The 16,825-nt window shown below is 58.9% G+C and carries 16 protein-coding genes; 8 read left to right on the forward strand and 8 right to left on the reverse strand.

Annotation, left to right across the window (positions count from 1 at the left end):
• Nucleotides 1-380, reverse strand: a 380-nt coding sequence (locus AC1DIH_RS24380) for a DUF1120 domain-containing protein (protein ID WP_477773587.1), incomplete at its 3' end; no start/stop codon positions are given.
• Nucleotides 381-732: 352 nt separating this feature from the next.
• Between AC1DIH_RS24380 and AC1DIH_RS24385 the strand changes: the two genes are divergently transcribed.
• The 4 genes from AC1DIH_RS24385 to AC1DIH_RS24400 all read left to right on the forward strand — a co-directional run bounded on the left by AC1DIH_RS24385 (nucleotide 733) and on the right by AC1DIH_RS24400 (nucleotide 3,334).
• Nucleotides 733-1,365: a response regulator gene (locus AC1DIH_RS24385; RefSeq protein WP_477773588.1), complete on the forward strand. Its 633-nt coding sequence runs from the start codon at nucleotides 733-735 to the stop codon at nucleotides 1,363-1,365.
• Nucleotides 1,366-1,480: 115 nt separating this feature from the next.
• Nucleotides 1,481-1,951: a nuclear transport factor 2 family protein gene (locus tag AC1DIH_RS24390; protein WP_477773589.1), complete on the forward strand. Its 471-nt coding sequence runs from the start codon at nucleotides 1,481-1,483 to the stop codon at nucleotides 1,949-1,951.
• Between the two features lie 39 nt (nucleotides 1,952-1,990).
• Nucleotides 1,991-2,311: a GIY-YIG nuclease family protein gene (locus AC1DIH_RS24395; RefSeq protein ID WP_477773590.1), complete on the forward strand. Its 321-nt coding sequence runs from the start codon at nucleotides 1,991-1,993 to the stop codon at nucleotides 2,309-2,311.
• 87 nt (nucleotides 2,312-2,398) lie between these two features.
• Complete coding sequence (locus AC1DIH_RS24400; RefSeq protein ID WP_477773591.1) at nucleotides 2,399-3,334, forward strand: glutathione S-transferase family protein; 936 nt, start codon at nucleotides 2,399-2,401, stop codon at nucleotides 3,332-3,334.
• A 114-nt stretch (nucleotides 3,335-3,448) separates the two neighbouring features.
• On the opposite strand, the gene AC1DIH_RS24405 is transcribed toward AC1DIH_RS24400, so the two are convergent.
• On the reverse strand, nucleotides 3,449-3,799 hold the full coding sequence (locus AC1DIH_RS24405; RefSeq protein WP_427532007.1) for a glutaredoxin family protein: 351 nt from the start codon (nucleotides 3,797-3,799) through the stop codon (nucleotides 3,449-3,451).
• Nucleotides 3,799-4,803: a nucleoid-associated protein YejK gene (gene yejK, locus AC1DIH_RS24410; protein ID WP_054593883.1), complete on the reverse strand. Its 1,005-nt coding sequence runs from the start codon at nucleotides 4,801-4,803 to the stop codon at nucleotides 3,799-3,801. The genes AC1DIH_RS24405 and yejK overlap by 1 nt, the downstream gene beginning before the upstream one ends.
• A gap of 396 nt (nucleotides 4,804-5,199) precedes the next feature.
• Here yejK and AC1DIH_RS24415 point away from each other — a divergent pair, with 396 nt between their 5' ends.
• Nucleotides 5,200-5,481 carry an HU family DNA-binding protein gene (locus AC1DIH_RS24415; protein ID WP_007905514.1) on the forward strand — a complete coding sequence of 94 codons (282 nt, stop codon included), beginning with the start codon at nucleotides 5,200-5,202 and terminating at the stop codon, nucleotides 5,479-5,481.
• A 134-nt stretch (nucleotides 5,482-5,615) separates the two neighbouring features.
• On the opposite strand, the gene rlmF is transcribed toward AC1DIH_RS24415, so the two are convergent.
• The 5 genes from rlmF to AC1DIH_RS24440 form a co-directional block, all read right to left on the reverse strand.
• Complete coding sequence (gene rlmF, locus AC1DIH_RS24420; protein WP_477773592.1) at nucleotides 5,616-6,638, reverse strand: 23S rRNA (adenine(1618)-N(6))-methyltransferase RlmF; 1,023 nt, start codon at nucleotides 6,636-6,638, stop codon at nucleotides 5,616-5,618.
• A 262-nt stretch (nucleotides 6,639-6,900) separates the two neighbouring features.
• Nucleotides 6,901-9,747: a valine--tRNA ligase gene (locus AC1DIH_RS24425; RefSeq protein WP_477773593.1), complete on the reverse strand. Its 2,847-nt coding sequence runs from the start codon at nucleotides 9,745-9,747 to the stop codon at nucleotides 6,901-6,903.
• A gap of 209 nt (nucleotides 9,748-9,956) precedes the next feature.
• Nucleotides 9,957-10,382 (reverse strand): DNA polymerase III subunit chi, encoded by a 426-nt coding sequence (locus tag AC1DIH_RS24430; protein WP_477773594.1) that lies wholly within the window; start codon nucleotides 10,380-10,382, stop codon nucleotides 9,957-9,959.
• Nucleotides 10,383-10,389: 7 nt separating this feature from the next.
• Nucleotides 10,390-10,818 carry a DNA polymerase III subunit chi gene (locus AC1DIH_RS24435; RefSeq protein WP_123585119.1) on the reverse strand — a complete coding sequence of 143 codons (429 nt, stop codon included), beginning with the start codon at nucleotides 10,816-10,818 and terminating at the stop codon, nucleotides 10,390-10,392.
• 60 nt (nucleotides 10,819-10,878) lie between these two features.
• On the reverse strand, nucleotides 10,879-12,369 hold the full coding sequence (locus AC1DIH_RS24440; RefSeq protein WP_477773595.1) for a leucyl aminopeptidase: 1,491 nt from the start codon (nucleotides 12,367-12,369) through the stop codon (nucleotides 10,879-10,881).
• A gap of 307 nt (nucleotides 12,370-12,676) precedes the next feature.
• Here AC1DIH_RS24440 and lptF point away from each other — a divergent pair, with 307 nt between their 5' ends.
• From lptF to lepA, 3 genes are all read left to right on the forward strand, one after another.
• A complete protein-coding gene (gene lptF, locus AC1DIH_RS24445) occupies nucleotides 12,677-13,795 on the forward strand; it encodes an LPS export ABC transporter permease LptF (RefSeq protein WP_477773596.1) in 1,119 nt (372 codons plus the stop codon).
• Nucleotides 13,788-14,849, forward strand: coding sequence for an LPS export ABC transporter permease LptG (gene lptG, locus AC1DIH_RS24450; protein WP_477773597.1), 1,062 nt, complete (start codon nucleotides 13,788-13,790; stop codon nucleotides 14,847-14,849). Before lptF ends, lptG begins: the two co-directional genes overlap by 8 nt.
• A gap of 171 nt (nucleotides 14,850-15,020) precedes the next feature.
• Nucleotides 15,021-16,820, forward strand: coding sequence for a translation elongation factor 4 (lepA, locus tag AC1DIH_RS24455; protein WP_427534419.1), 1,800 nt, complete (start codon nucleotides 15,021-15,023; stop codon nucleotides 16,818-16,820).
• Nucleotides 16,821-16,825 lie beyond the last annotated feature (5 nt).

Consider the following 16,825-nt stretch of genomic DNA (forward strand, 5'->3'; position numbering starts at 1 on the left):
ACGTCCGCGACCTGGTTTTTGAAACCCAACTGGTAGTAACCCAGCTTTTCAGTCCCATTGATCAGGCCCAGCCCCATCTGACCAACCTGGCTTGATGTGCCTGGCCGGTTGTCGACAGTACTGATCGCAAACCGGGTTGACGCATCGCAGCTCACGGTGAGTTGAATGGTTTCGTCGTTGAGTCGGGTGTGAGTGGTCGCATTCAGGTCTTTCGCAGAAATCTTTGCGTAATCAACGACGCCGCCGTTGGCGAGTGTCGGTTCACAGGCCACCGGAGTAATGGTGCCTGTAACAGTCAGGTCAGTGCTGGACGCAGCAAAAGCGCAGGATGCGCCTGTCAGCAGCAATGCAGCCGTCAGCAGGGATAAATGTTTGTTCATGTGTTGGCTCTTACTTGAAGGAGGATTGTCGAAAATTGTCCTTTTTGGACAGGGCGCAATCTATCGATCGAGGTGGCCAGGCGGAATGCAACTAATACGAAAACGCTGGGTTCGCTGTGTGAAAGCGTGTTTCGAACTCCAGATTTCAGCTTTCTGACTGTTATCTGTAGTCTTTCTTTGTGGGCTGCGCAGCTTAAAAATGTAGGGCGGTTCTCTTTGTTTTATGGGAGAAATGACAGGTCCCTGAATACATTGGGTAAGGCGGTTACGCGGTCGAGATTGGGCGTTGTGGTCGACATACGACGGCGCTATTTTTCGTGCATTCCAGTCATCGAATAGGATAAATCCGACAATGCGCGTAATCATCGCTGACGACCATCCAGTCGTTCGTATCGGCTTGCGGATGCTCATCGATCAGAGCAAGCCTTGTGTGGTCGTGGGGGAAGCGGACGGCCCGGACAGCCTGTTCAGCCTGCTTTCAACCACGCCATGCGATCTATTGATCACGGACTTCTGTATGCCCGGAAACCGGCGGGCCGACGGGTTGCAAATGTTGAGCGCGGTGCGACGCCGTTACCCTTCAACGTTGATCATTCTGGTCACGATGTTTGCCAACGTTACGACACTGAGGGCGGCATTTGCTCATGGCGTGTTGGCAATCATTGCCAAAGATTCATCGGCGAAGGAGCTGCCCATGGCAATCAAATCGGTGGTAGAAGGACGGCGTTTTATCAGCGAGCCCTTACGTGCGGCATTGGTTCACGCGGACGCCGTGGCTCAGTCGGGTGCTACTTCACTGTCAGCCAAAGAACATGAAGTGGTGAGAATGTTCGCCAGCGGCATGACCGTCAGTGAAATCGCCGGCTACTTCAAGCGCAGCGTGTCGACGATCAGCAAGCAAAAAAGCATGGCCATGCGCAGGCTGGGCATTTCCACGGATGTGGAGCTCTTTGCTTATGCCCGTGACAGCGGCATGGTGCATTAGGCATCGGCGCACTTAATGGTATTCCCACCATGAATGCCGGTAGTGTTCCGTGCCGTTGTTGACTATCGTGCAGGCAAACTCGCGAAATCCGTTTACAACCCCAGGGAGCCTGCCTATGAGTGATGCCAACCACGCCTTGATCACCGAGTTCTATCAAGCTTTTCAGCGGCTGGATGCCGAGGCCATGAGCGCCTGCTACACCGACGACGTGGTGTTCAGTGATCCGGCGTTCGGCGAACTGCGTGGACGCGATGCCGGCGATATGTGGCGCATGCTCACGACTCGCGCCAAAGACTTTTCCCTGACCTTCGATAACGTCCGCGCCGACGAGCGCACGGGCGGCGCCCATTGGGTGGCGACCTACCTGTTCAGCCAGACCGGCAACACGGTAGTCAACGACATTCAGGCGCGATTTGTTTTCCGTGACGGCAAGATCTGCGAGCACCACGACCATTTCGATTTGTGGCGCTGGTCGCGTCAGGCGTTGGGTTTCAAAGGTCTGTTGCTGGGTTGGACACCGTTGGTGGGCAACGCTGTACGCGCGCAAGCCTTGAAAGGCTTGAGGGCGTTTCAGGCCAGTCGCTGATAAGATCGCGGCTTGTTTCCTACAAGCCTTGATCGTCACGTGAACACCCTGAGCGAAGTCTCCGTCAGCGACCCTGCAACCCCTGCCACGCAGAGCAAACCCTGGTTTGTCTATCTGGTTCGTGCGGCCAATGGTTCGCTGTACTGCGGGATCAGCGACGATCCCGTTCGGCGTTTTGCCACTCATCAAAGCGGCAAAGGTGCGCGTTTCTTCCTCTCCAGCCCAGCTGTCGCATTGGTGTACACCGAAGCCTGCCGCGATAAGAGCGAAGCGCTGCGTCAGGAGCGCCTGATCAAAAAACTCAAGAAAAGCGCCAAGGAATGTCTGGTGGCGAGCGCCTCTGCGGAGTTATCAATCTGACTGATAAGTGCCCATCAGGCAGATGGGTAGGCCGCTATTCGATTGCGCGCTAAGCTGCTGACTTCTAACACCAGCGACGGGTCCAGCATGTCAGAGTTGATTCTTCACCATTACCCGACTTCTCCCTTTGCGGAAAAAACCCGACTGTTGCTCGGTTTCAAGGGCTTGTCCTGGCGTTCCGTGATGATCCCGCGAATGATGCCAAAACCCGATTTGACCGCGCTGACCGGTGGTTACCGCAAGACCCCGGTGTTGCAGATTGGTGCCGATATCTACTGCGACACAGCGTTGATTGCCCGCCGTCTGGAACAGGAAAAGGCGTCGCCTGCATTGTTCCCGGAAGGTCGGGAGATGATTACTGCAAGCTTCGCTGCCTGGGCTGATTCGGTGGTGTTTCAGCACGCGGTGAGCCTGGTGTTCCAGCCAGAATCGGTGGCGGTGCGTTTTGCCGGGTTGTCTCCAGAGGCGATCAAGGCTTTTGTTGCTGACCGTGCCGGGTTGTTCAGCGGTGGCAGCGCTACGCGGTTGTCGGCTGAGCAGGCCAGGCATCAATGGCCGACGATCATGGCGCGGCTTGAGCAGCAGTTAGAGCGCGAGGACGGTGACTATCTGTTTGGTGAACCTTCGATTGCCGACTTCGCCATGGCTCACCCGTTGTGGTTCCTCAAGGGCACACCGGTGACAGCGCCGTTGGTCGATGTTTATCCGGCGGTGTCGGCGTGGCTGGCTCGGGTCATGGGCTTCGGGCAGGGTGCGTTCAGCGAGATGACCTCCGAAGAGGCGCTGGAGGTTTCGCGTCATTCAACACCAGCGGCTTTGCCGGATGAGCCATTCGATGAACCAAACGGCTTCAAGGCCGGCCAGCAAGTAGTCGTTGCGGCGACTGACTATGGCGTTGATCCGGTCGTAGGTGAGTTGTTGTTTGCAGGGCGCGAAGAACTGATCCTGCGCCGCGAAGATGAGCGCGGCGGGGTGGTGCATGTGCACTTCCCGCGGTTTGGTTTTCGCATCGAGGCTCGCTGACAGACTAATGTGGGAGCAGCCGGTCGACGCTTGATTGCTCGCGATGGCGGCGGCACATTCAACATTAATGTGACAGACACACCGCTATCGCGAGCAGGCTCGCTCCCACAGTAGTTATTTCAGGGCGGTGAGTATCGCGTCAGGCTCATAACCGCGAATCAATGTGCCGTTCACGTCCAGCATCGGAATTCCGCGTCCGCCCAACGCTTCATAAGCCTTGCGCGCTTCGGCATCTTTCTCGATGTCGAACTCGCGGTAAGGAATGCCTTTCTGGTCGAGAAAGCGCCGGGTCAGTTTGCAGTAACCGCACCAGTCGGTGGCGTAGAGCACAACCCTGGCATTGGCCTGGGTCTGCTCGGACACCACTTGCGAGGGGTTGAACACCCGCTCGATCTTGCCCCAGTTCTGGTAGACCACGACCACCAGCAGGATCAGCAGGAATTTCTTCAGTACCCCGTTAAGCATCAGTTGCGACGCTTCAGCTGATCGGTCAGCTGGGTCGGTAGACCCTTGATGATCAGCGTGCCGGCTTCTTCATCGTATTCGATCTTCGAGCCCAGCAGATGCGCTTCGAAGCTGATGGACAGGCCTTCGGCGCGACCGGTGAAGCGGCGGAACTGGTTCAGGGTGCGTTTGTCTGCCGGGATCTCTGGCGACAGGCCGTAATCCTTGTTGCGGATGTGGTCGTAGAAAGCTTTCGGGCGTTCTTCGTCGATCAGTTCCGACAACTCTTCGAGGCCCATCGGCTCGCCGAGCTTGGCCTGGCTGCTGGCGTAGTCGACCAGGGTTTTGGTTTTTTCGCGGGCGGACTCTTCCGGCAGGTCCTCGCTTTCGACGAAGTCACTGAAGGCCTTGAGCAGGGTACGGGTTTCGCCCGGACCGTCGACGCCTTCCTGGCAGCCGATGAAGTCGCGGAAATACTCGGAAACCTTCTTGCCGTTCTTGCCCTTGATGAACGAAATGTACTGCTTGGACTGTTTGTTGTTCTGCCACTCGGACACGTTGATCCGCGCTGCCAGGTGCAACTGGCCAAGATCCAGGTGGCGGGACGGTGTCACGTCGAGCTGGTCAGTCACTGCCACGCCTTCGCTGTGGTGCAGCAGGGCGATGGCCAGGTAGTCGGTCATGCCTTGCTGATAGTGCGCAAACAGCACGTGGCCGCCGGTCGACAGGTTGGACTCTTCCATCAGCTTTTGCAGGTGTTCCACTGCAACGCGGCTGAACGCCGTGAAGTCCTTGCCGCCGTCGAGGTATTCCTTCAGCCAGCCGCTGAACGGATGCGCGCCGGACTCGGCATGGAACAAACCCCAGGCCTTGCCTTGTTTGGCGTTATAGCTTTCGTTGAGGTCGGCGAGCATGTTCTCGATGGCCGTGGACTCAGCAAGTTCGGAGTCGCGGGCGTGRAGAACTGCRGGWGTGCCGTCGGGTTTTTTGTCGATCAGGTGGACGATGCAATGACGGATCGGCATGGGCTTCTCGGCTGATTGAAGAGAGGAGGGCGTGCTCCCCCAAAAAAGTGCCCAGTGTACCGCACCTGCTGGTTTTGGCGGTGCTTGAAGGGGATTCGAGGCGTGTCTGACCGGGCTTATGCGCTTTTTTCCGGATTTAGAGCAATAAAGCTGACCAAATGGGTAGGTAGAGGCGGATATTTCCCCGTCTCTGTGCTAGTTTTGCCCGGTCTTACGCGAAGTCACTGCGTTAAGCGTGCATTCAGCATTTGTCAGGTCGAACCAAACCCTGATTTCGGCATCTATAACCCCGACCCGTCGGTGTTGTAGCCGAGGGTGCCAGATCCAGAAGATCGGGCTCGATGGCTGACACTGCACTCTGCAATCCATATGAATTTGATAGGGAAGGAACACCACATGGCTCTTACTAAAGACCAACTGATCGCCGATATTGCTGAAGCTATCGACGCGCCAAAAACCACCGCGCGTAACGCTCTGGACCAACTGGGCCAAATCGTTGCTGATCAACTGGAAAACGGCGGCGAAATCACTCTGCCAGGTATCGGCAAGCTGAAAGTGACCGAGCGTCCTGCCCGTACCGGCCGCAACCCTTCGACTGGCGCTGCCATCGAAATCGCTGCCAAGAAAGTTATCAAGCTGGTCGTGGCTAAAGGCCTGACTGACGCTGTTAACAAGTAAGACCGCAGTAAAAAAACCGTGCGCCGGGACAACCCGGGCACGGTTTTTTTGTACCTGCGATTCGGCAGACGCTGCAAACCAATGTGGGAAGGGCCGGGCGACGTTCCCACATTTGATCTGCGTCGGTCAGTTGCTCAGCTCTTGCGAACCCAGCGTTCGCGCCAGACCTGCTGCTCGGATTTAGTCTGGAAGGTCCAGGCGACAAAACGGCTTTGCTTCTGCCCCTGAGACATTTCCACGACCTGGCTCTCCAGTACGCCGGCCTTTTTCAGTGCGGTCTGGATGGCGGGCAGGTTTGAGGCTTTCGAGACGAGGGTGCTGAACCACAGCACTTTGTGCTGAAAGTGCGCACTCTCGGCGATCAGTTGCGTCACAAACCGTGCTTCGCCGCCTTCACACCACAGTTCGGCCGATTGGCCACCAAAGTTCAGCACCGGCAGCTTGCGCTTCGGGTCGGCGCGGCCGAGTGCGCGCCATTTACGCTCGCTGCCCTTGGTAGCCTCGTCCATCGAGGCGTGGAACGGCGGGTTGCACATGGTCAGGTCAAAGCGTTCGCCGGGTTCGAGCAGGCCCAGCAAAATCTGCTTGGGATTGCTTTGCTGGCGCAACTGAATGGCTTTGTTCAGCCCGTTGGACTGCACGATGGCTTTGGCGGCGGCAAGGGCTGTCGAGTCGATTTCCGAGCCGAGGAAGTGCCAGCGATAGTCGCTGTAGCCGATCAACGGATAGACGCAGTTGGCGCCCATGCCGATATCGAGCACCTTGACCGGTGCGCCCCGAGGGATCTCGCCATCGTTGACGCTGGCCAGCAGGTCCGCGAGGAAGTGCACATAGTCGGCACGCCCCGGCACCGGCGGGCACAGGTAATCGGCTGGAATATCCCAATGGGCAATGCCGTAGAACGCCTTGAGCAGCGCCCGGTTGAACACCCGCACCGCATCCGGGCTCGCGAAGTCGATGCTCTCTTTGCCATAGGGATTGATGATCACGAACTTCGCCAGCTCAGGCGTGGTCTTGATCAGCGCCGGGAAGTCGTAACGGCCCTGGTGGCGGTTGCGCGGGTGCAGGCTGGCCTTCTCACGCGGCTCGACGGCTTTGGCCGGGGTCGCGGGCTTTGGCTTTTGGCGCGGGGCTTTGGGTTTGCTAGGGGCGGTCATGGGAAGTCGATTCAGGGTTTTGGCTCAAAGTGGCGGGTATTGTCCCACATCCGGCGCTTGTGAACTCAATTGCAAAGACAACCAACATTCACTGTGGGGGCGAGCTTGCTCCGGGCGGCGTTCCGACGATGGCGGACTTGCATCCAACAATGATGTTGATTGAAAGACTGCCATCGCGAGCAGGCTCGCTCCCACAGGGGCGGTTTTTCAGGCATAAAAAAGGGAGACCACCCGGGTCTCCCTTTTTCAGTGCGAGCTGCCGTTACAAACTGGCAATCCGCGCATGCTGCTCGGCCAGCTTGCCCAGAGCCTGTTCGGCTTCGGCCAGTTTGGCGCGTTCCTTCTCGATGACGTCGCTAGGGGCCTTGTCAACGAAGCCGGCGTTGGACAGCTTGCCGCCAACCCGCTGCACTTCGCCTTGCAGGCGCTGGATTTCCTTGTCCAGGCGCGCCAGTTCGGCGTTTTTGTCGATCAGGCCAGCCATCGGCACCAGCACTTCCATCTCGCCCACCAGTGCGGTAGCAGACAGCGGTGCTTCTTCGCCTGCAGCCAATACGGTGATCGACTCGAGCTTGGCCAGCTTCTTCAGCAGGGCTTCGTTCTCGGTGAGGCGACGCTGGTCTTCGGCGCTGACGTTCTTCAGGAACAACGGCAGTGGCTTGCCCGGGCCGATGTTCATCTCGCCACGAATGTTGCGCGTGCCGAGCATCAGGCCCTTGAGCCATTCGATATCGTCTTCGGCGGCCTGGTCGATGCGTGCCTCAACGGCTACTGGCCAAGGTTGCAGCATGATCGTCTTGCCTTGAATACCGGCCAGCGGCGCAATGCGCTGCCAGATTTCTTCGGTGATGAACGGCATGAACGGGTGGGCCAGGCGCAAGGCGACTTCCAGCACGCGAACCAGCGTGCGACGGGTGCCGCGTTGACGTTCTACGGCTGCGTTTTCGTCCCACAGCACAGGCTTGGAGAGTTCCAGGTACCAGTCGCAATACTGGTTCCAGATGAACTCGTACAAGGCTTGTGCCGCCAGGTCGAAACGGAACTGGTCGAGTTGACGGGTCACTTCGGCTTCGGTGCGTTGCAGCTGCGAAATGATCCAGCGATCCGCCAGTGACAGCTCGTAGGCTTCGCCGTTCTGGCCGCAGTCTTCGCCCTTGTCCAGCACGTAGCGCGCAGCGTTCCAGATCTTGTTGCAGAAGTTGCGATAGCCTTCGACGCGGCCCATGTCGAACTTGATGTCGCGGCCGGTCGAGGCCAGCGAGCAGAAGGTGAAGCGCAGGGCGTCGGTGCCGTAGCTGGCGATGCCGTCGGCGAACTCGTCGCGGGTCTGCTTCTCGATCTTCTTCGCCAGTTTCGGCTGCATCAAGCCCGAGGTGCGTTTCTCTACCAGTGCTTCCAGTTCGATACCGTCGATGATGTCCAGTGGGTCCAGGACGTTGCCCTTCGACTTGGACATCTTCTGGCCCTGGCCATCGCGCACCAGACCATGCACATACACGGTCTTGAACGGAACCTGCGGCGTACCGTCTGCGTTTTTCACCAAATGCATGGTGAGCATGATCATCCGGGCAACCCAGAAGAAAATGATGTCGAAGCCGGTCACCAGCACGTCGGTGGAGTGGAACTTCTTCAGGAATTCAGTCTGCTGCGGCCAGCCGAGGGTGGAGAAAGTCCACAGGCCCGAGCTGAACCAGGTGTCGAGTACGTCGTTGTCCTGTTGCAGCGCAACGTCAGGACCGAGGTTGTGCTTGGCACGCACTTCGGCTTCGTCGCGGCCCACGTAGACCTTGCCCGACTTGTCGTACCAGGCCGGAATCCGGTGGCCCCACCACAGCTGACGGCTGATGCACCAGTCCTGGATGTCGCGCATCCACGAGAAGTACATGTTCTCGTACTGCTTGGGCACGAACTGGATGCGGCCGTCTTCAACAGCGGCAATCGCAGGCTCGGCCAGCGGTTTGGTGGATACGTACCACTGGTCGGTCAGCCACGGCTCGATGATGGTGCCCGAGCGGTCGCCTTTCGGTACTTTCAGGGCGTGATCGTCGACGCTGACCAGCAGGTCGGTAGCTTCGAACGCGGCGACGATCTGCTTGCGTGCTTCGAAACGGTCAAGGCCGGCGTATTCGGCCGGGATCCTGGCGTCGATTTCGGTATTCAGCGTACCGTCCAGATTGAACACCTGGGCTGCTGGCAGAACGTGGGCGTTCTTGTCGAAGATGTTCAGCAGCGGCAGGTTGTGGCGCTTGCCGACTTCGTAGTCGTTGAAATCGTGGGCCGGGGTGATTTTCACGCAGCCGGTGCCGAATTCAGGGTCGCAGTAATCGTCGGCGATGATCGGGATGCGGCGGCCAACCAGTGGCAGCTCGACAAATTTGCCGATCAGGGCTTTGTAGCGTTCATCGTTCGGGTTAACCGCCACGGCGGCGTCGCCGAGCATGGTTTCCGGGCGAGTGGTCGCGACGATCAGGTAATCGTTGCCTTCGGCGGTCTTGGCGCCGTCGGCCAATGGGTACTTGAGGTTCCACAGGAAACCTTTTTCGTCGTGGTTTTCCACTTCGAGGTCGGAAATCGCCGTGTGCAGCTTGGTGTCCCAGTTGACCAGACGCTTGCCGCGGTAGATCAGGCCGTCTTCGTGCAGGCGCACGAAAGCTTCCTTGACCGCTTCCGAGAGGCCGTCGTCCATGGTGAAGCGCTCGCGGCTCCAGTCGACGGACGAGCCGAGGCGGCGGATTTGACGGCTGATGTTGCCGCCGGACTCATCCTTCCACTCCCAGACTTTCTCGAGGAATTTCTCGCGGCCCAGATCGTGGCGATTCTGACCCTTGGCTTCGAGCTGACGCTCCACCAGCATTTGCGTGGCGATACCGGCGTGGTCGGTGCCCGGCTGCCACAGGGTGTTGCGACCCTGCATGCGGCGGAAACGGATCAGGGCGTCCATGATCGCGTTGTTGAAGCCGTGACCCATGTGCAGGCTGCCGGTGACGTTCGGCGGCGGGATCATGATGGTGTAGGACTCGCCCGCGCCTTGCGGGGCGAAGTAATTCTCTGACTCCCAGGTGTTGTACCAGGAAGTTTCAATGGCGTGCGGCTGGTAGGTCTTATCCATGCGCGGCGGGACCCTATTGGCATTTATTCAGGAAAAGCCGGGAAGTATAGCGGGGCATGGGGCTAAGGGCGAGCAGGGGCGGACAGGGCGCAGATCAAATGTGGGAGCGAGCCTGCTCGCGATGCAGGCGACGCGGTCTTTCAGGAAACCGAGGTGATGCTATCGCGAGCAGGCGAACGTCGCCCGGCTCTTCCCACAGGGGATTGGTGTTACTCGTACTGACTCAACAACCGCTCCATCCGCGCATCCAGGCGGCGTTTGATTTCGGTTTCGATGTGCGGGGCGAAGTCGTCGATCACGTCTTGCATGATCATTTGCGCGGCAGCGCGCAGTTCGTCGTTCAGGTGCAGCATGACATCGGCGCCTTGCTGGACGGATGATGCCGGAGCCGGAGCTGAGGCCTGAGCCGCGACAGGCGCGGGCCTCGGAGCGGGAGCCGGTGGTTCGATGATTTCAGCCTGCGGTTTGCCGCCGACCTTATCGAATAACATCGGAATCTGGCCTTCACCACTGACTTGCTCGACGGTGTCGGTCAGCAGGGGAGGTTGCAGGTTGTCGTCGCCGAGCAACTGGCGGATCGACTCGAGGTCGTCCAGCAGGTGCGCGGACTTTTGCAGCTGGTTTGACGTGTCCATCGTATGCTCAGAGTCGCTGTAAACGGTGATCTTGCAGAGGATAGCCCTGTTCGCGGTAGAAACGGAAACTCTCCCGCGCGGCCTGACGAATAGTCGGGTCTTCAACCACCACTTCGGCCACACGGGCAAAGCGCTGGGCAAAAGACGGGACCTTGAGGTCAAGATTGACCAGCAAGTCCTGGTGTTGTCCTGGATCGTCTCCCAGGCCGAGTACTACCAAACCGTCCGGTTCGTTTTCGGCGGGGCCGTGAGGCACGAAACTTTCGCCTTTGAACGCCCACAGGCGTGCATCGAGATCGTCACGCTGGGCGGCATCGCTGCAATGCAGGTAGATACGGTGGCCCATGCGCCAGGCTTTTTCGGTGAGTTTGCAGGCAAAGTCCAGCCGCGCTGAAGGATCGGCGCTGGGCAGGATATAGAAGTCGACTTTGGTCATTGCGGTTCCTGATGCCTGCGCGGCGTCATCCGTGGATGACGCCGTTCAGGATCTTCAGTTTCAGGCTTTGGCGCGGTCCAGCAGGTATTGGGTCAGCAATGGAACCGGACGGCCAGTGGCGCCCTTGTCCTTGCCGCCGCTGGTCCAGGCCGTGCCGGCGATGTCCAGGTGCGCCCACTTCATGTTCTTGGTGAAGCGCGACAGGAAGCAGGCCGCGGTGATGGTGCCGGCTTTCGGGCCGCCAATGTTGGCGATGTCGGCGAACGGGCTGTCCAGCTGTTCCTGGTACTCATCGAACAGCGGCAGTTGCCAGGCACGGTCGTCAGCCTGTTGGCCTGCGCTCAGCAGTTGGCCGATCAGTTCGTCGTTGTTGCCCAGCAGGCCCGAAGTATGGGCGCCGAGGGCGACGACGCAGGCGCCGGTCAGGGTCGCGATGTCGATCACCGCTTGTGGCTTGAAGCGCTCGGCGTAGGTCAGGGCGTCGCACAGCACCAGGCGGCCTTCGGCGTCGGTGTTGAGGATTTCCACGGTCTGGCCGCTCATGGTGGTGACGATATCGCCTGGACGGGTCGCGCCGCCGCTTGGCATGTTCTCGGCACAGGCCAGGATGCACACCAGGTTGATCGGCAGCTTCAATTCGAGCACCGCGTGCAGGGTGCCGAAGACACTGGCCGAGCCGCCCATGTCGTATTTCATTTCATCCATACCGGCGCCCGGCTTGAGGCTGATGCCGCCAGTGTCGAAGGTGATGCCCTTGCCGACCAGCACGTAAGGCTTCTCGGATTTCTTGCCGCCGTTGTATTGCATGACGATCAGGCGTGGCGGTTGATCGCTGCCCTGGCCCACGGCATAGAACGCGCCCATGCCCAGCTCCTTGATCTTCTTCTCATCAAGGATTTCGACCTTCAGGCCCTTGTTGGCCTTGCCCAGGTTCTTGGCCTGTTCGGCGAGGAAGCTTGGGTGGCAGATGTTCGGCGGCAGGTTGCCCAGGTCGCGGGTGAAGGACATGCCGTTGGCGATTGCAGTGGCGTGAGTCACGGCGCGCTCGACTTCAGCCTGTGCGGCCTTGATGGTCAGCAGGGTGATTTTCTTCAGTGCGCGTGGATCGGATTTCTTGCTCTTGAACTGCTCGAAGGTGTATTCGCCGTCGACCAGGGTCTCGGCCAGCAGGCGGGTCTTGCCGTAGCTGTCACGCCCTTTGACCACGACTTCGTCCAGCGCCAGTGCGGCATCGCTGCCACCCAGGCCTTTGAGGGTGTTCAATACGCCGGCGATGATTTTGCGGAACGGACGGTCGCCCAGTTCGGCTTCTTTACCCACGCCAACCAGCAACACGCGTTCGGCCTTGAGGTTCGGCAGGCTGTGCAGCAACAGGCTCTGACCTGCTTTGCCGGCCAGGTCGCCGCGCTTGAGGACTGCGCTGATCGCGCCGCCGCAGAGCTCGTCGAGCTGTTTGGCGACCGTGCCGAGTTTGCGGTCTTCGCCGACGGCGACCACCAGAGTGGCGGTTTTCAACGTTTCTGGGCTAACGCTTTTTACAACCAGTTCCATGTCCGGGTCCCTGAATAAATGGTCAAAGAGCAACGTGTTACGCAGTGCGCGCACACGTTTGCCTATCTATAGAAAGACGCTGGTGCAGACCAGCGACAAAGGCCGCAGTTTGAACCTCGCTCCGTGCGCCTGACAACCCTCGCGCAGGTGATCTTTATGCCATTGCACGGCTGCTTGAGCATGCGCAGTGACAGGCGCGTTCAATCACAGGATAATGCGCCATCTTTTTCGGCGGCTCAGCCCTGCGGGCCGCCCGATATGTTTGCTTGTTTGGCCGCCTTAGCCTGACAGCCCTGGAGTGTCTGGTTTGATTGTCTTCCGTTATCTTTCCCGCGAAGTCCTGTTGACCTTGAGCGCCGTCAGCGCTGTGCTGCTGGTCATCATCATGAGTGGGCGCTTCATCAAGTTCCTGGCCCAGGCCGCCTCGGGCGCCCTGGACCCAGGCTCACTGTTCCTGATCATGGGCTTTCGCCTGCCGGGTTTCCTGCAACTGATTCTGCCTTTGGGGCTGTTTCTCGGGATCCTGCTGGCCTACGGTCGCCTGTACCTTGAAAGCGAAATGACCGTGCTCTCCGCGACCGGCATGAGCCAGGAGCGTCTGCTGGGCATGACCCTGTTTCCGGCTGCGCTGGTCGCCGTGATCGTGGCCTGGCTGAGCCTGAGCCTGGCACCGCAAGGCGCCAATCAGTTCCAGTTGCTGCTGAACAAGCAGGACGCCATGACCGAGTTCGACACGCTGGTGCCGGGCCGTTTTCAGGCGTTGCGCGATGGTTCGCGGGTGACGTACACCGAGCAGCTGTCCGATGACCGGATCAATCTGGGTGGCGTATTCATCTCGGAGAAGCGTCTTTCCGCCGATCAGAAGGATCGCGGTATTTCCGTACTGGTGGCCGAAAAGGGCCGTCAGGAAATAAAGGAAGACGGCAACCGCTACCTGATTCTCGACAATGGCTACCGTTACGACGGTCAGCCGGGGCTGGCCGACTACCGGGCCATCAAGTACGACACCTATGGCGTACTGCTGCCTAAACCGGATATCAGCGACGAGGTGACCGATCGCGATGCGATGCCGACCCGTACCCTGCTGGACAGTCCGGATATTAGTGCACGCGCCGAGCTTGAGTGGCGTGTGTCGCTGCCGTTGCTGGTGTTTATCGTGACGTTGATGGCGGTGCCGCTGTCGCGGGTCAATCCGCGTCAGGGACGTTTCCTCAAGTTGCTGCCGGCGATTCTTCTATATATGGCTTATCTGACGATCCTGATCGCCGCACGCGGTGCTCTGGAAAAAGGCAAGATCCCCCCGGCACTGGGCCTGTGGTGGGTTCACGCAATATTCCTGGCCATTGGCCTGGGACTGCTCTACTGGGAGCCGTTGCGCTTGAAAATGGCGAGTCGCCGCAGTGCGCTGGAGGTGGCCCGTGGTTAAGCTCGATCGCTATATTGGTGGCAGTGTTTTCATGGCGATCCTGGCGGTACTGGGGATCATTCTGGGTCTGGCAACCTTGTTTGCATTCATCGACGAGATGAGTGATGTCACCGATACCTACACCCTTACCGACGTATTGAGCTACGTGGCGCTGACAGCGCCGCGTCGGGTCTATGACATGCTGCCGATGGCGGCACTGATCGGCTGCCTGATCGGCCTGGGCAGCCTGGCCAGCAGCAGTGAGTTGACCATCATGCGCGCCGCTGGCGTGTCCATCGGCCGGATCGTCTGGGCGGTGATGAAGCCGATGCTGGTGTTGATGCTGGCAGGCGTGCTGGTCGGCGAGTACGTTGCGCCCGCTGCGGAAAACGTGGCCCAGGCCAATCGCTCCCTGGCTCAGGGCATTGGTGATGCGCAGAGCGCCAAGCACGGTATGTGGCACCGCCAGGGTGATGAGTTCATTCACATCAACTCGGTGCAGCCGGATGGCATTCTGTACGGTGTGACTCGCTATCGTTTTGACCGCGAGCGTCACATGCTGACCTCGAGCTTCTCCAAGCGTGCGCAGTTCGAAACAGATCATTGGCAGCTCAATGACGTCACCACCACGGTGTTCCATGACGGCAGCACCGAAGTGGTCACTGCCCCGCAAGAACGCTGGGATGTACCGTTGAGCCCGCAACTGCTGAACACGGTGATCATGACGCCGGAGTCGTTGTCGATCAGCGGATTGTGGGGTTACATCCACTATCTGGCGGATCAGGGCCTGAACAATGGCCGTTACTGGCTGGCGTTTTGGGTCAAGGTGTTGCAGCCGCTGGTCACTGTTGCCCTGGTGCTGATGGCGATTTCCTTTATTTTCGGCCCGCTGCGCTCGGTGACCCTGGGGCAGCGCGTATTCACCGGTGTACTGGTCGGCTTTGCCTTCCGTATCGCTCAGGATTTGCTCGGGCCTTCAAGCCTGGTCTTCGGCTTCTCACCGTTGTTCGCGGTGCTGGTTCCGGCCAGTATCTGCGCGGTAGCCGGTGTCTGGATGCTGCGCCGAGCCGGTTGATCGCCGGTAATTCCTGCCCCGGTTGACACTCAAACGCCCCGTTCGCAAGAGCGGGGCGTTTTTGTATCCAATACCGTTGACCTGCGAACGTGACGCTTGCGTCGTGTATCAGGTACAATTCCCGGCTATTTTTCGGCGGGCTATGCCTGCAGCCTTTTTGAGTGTTGATCCGTGAGTGATTTGAGTCATATCCGCAATTTCTCCATCATCGCCCACATTGACCATGGCAAGTCGACTCTGGCCGATCGCTTCATCCAGATGTGCGGCGGCCTGGCCGAGCGCGAAATGGAAGCCCAGGTACTGGACTCCATGGACCTTGAGCGTGAGCGCGGGATCACCATCAAGGCTCACAGCGTTACCCTGTATTACATCGCCCGTGATGGTATCAAGTACCAACTGAACTTCATTGACACCCCCGGCCACGTTGACTTCACCTACGAAGTCAGCCGGTCGCTGGCGGCCTGTGAAGGTGCCTTGCTGGTGGTCGATGCCGGTCAGGGTGTCGAGGCGCAATCGGTTGCCAACTGCTACACGGCGATCGAGCAGGGCCTGGAAGTGATGCCGGTCCTGAACAAGATCGACCTGCCACAGGCCGATCCGGACCGCGTAAAAGAAGAAATCGAAAAAATCATCGGCATCGATGCCACCGATGCGGTCGAGTGCAGTGCCAAGACCGGCCTGGGCGTCGATGAAGTGCTCGAGCGTCTGGTACACACCATTCCTGCGCCGACCGGCAACATCGAAGATCCGCTGCAAGCGTTGATCATCGACTCCTGGTTCGACAACTACCTGGGCGTTGTTTCCCTGGTTCGCGTGCGCCACGGCCGCGTGAAAAAGGGCGACAAGATTCTGGTGAAGTCCACCGGCAAGATCCACCTGGTCGACAGCGTCGGTGTGTTCAATCCGAAGCACACCGCCACCGTTGATCTGAAAGCTGGTGAAGTAGGCTTCATCATCGCCGGCATCAAGGACATTCACGGCGCGCCGGTAGGTGACACCCTGACCTTGAGCTCGACGCCGGATGTCGACGTGCTGCCAGGTTTCAAACGCATTCAGCCGCAGGTGTATGCCGGTCTGTTCCCGGTCAGCTCCGACGACTTCGAAGACTTCCGCGAAGCGCTGCAAAAGCTCACCCTGAACGACTCGTCGCTGCAGTACACCCCGGAAAGCTCCGACGCCCTGGGCTTCGGCTTCCGTTGCGGGTTCCTCGGCATGCTGCACATGGAGATCATCCAGGAGCGCCTTGAGCGCGAGTACGACCTGGACCTGATCACCACCGCGCCAACCGTTATTTTTGAGCTGTTGCTGAAAACCGGTGAAACGATTTACGTCGACAACCCGTCCAAGCTACCGGACCTGTCGTCTATTGAAGACATGCGCGAGCCAATCGTTCGGGCAAATATTCTTGTGCCGCAGGAGCACCTGGGCAACGTCATTACCCTGTGCATCGAGAAGCGTGGCATTCAACACGATATGCTGTTCCTCGGTAGCCAGGTCCAGGTGACCTACGATTTGCCGATGAACGAAGTGGTCCTGGACTTCTTCGATCGTCTGAAATCCACCAGTCGCGGCTATGCTTCGCTGGATTACCATTTCGATCGTTATCAATCAGCTAATCTGGTGAAGCTGGATGTACTGATCAACAGTGAAAAAGTCGACGCCCTGGCGTTGATCGTGCACCGTGACAACGCGCACTACAAAGGTCGTGCGTTGACCGAGAAGATGAAAGAACTGATTCCGCGGCAGATGTTCGACGTGGCAATCCAGGCCGCCATTGGCGGGCAGATTGTGGCGCGGACAACCGTCAAGGCACTCAGAAAGAACGTATTGGCCAAATGCTACGGTGGTGACGTTAGCCGTAAGCGCAAGCTGTTGGAAAAGCAGAAGGCCGGTAAAAAACGCATGAAGCAGGTCGGCAACGTGGAAATTCCACAAGAAGCCTTCCTCGCTGTGCTCAGGTTGGATAGTTAGGTCCT

This window comes from Pseudomonas sp. 05N36 (genome assembly GCF_056397385.1).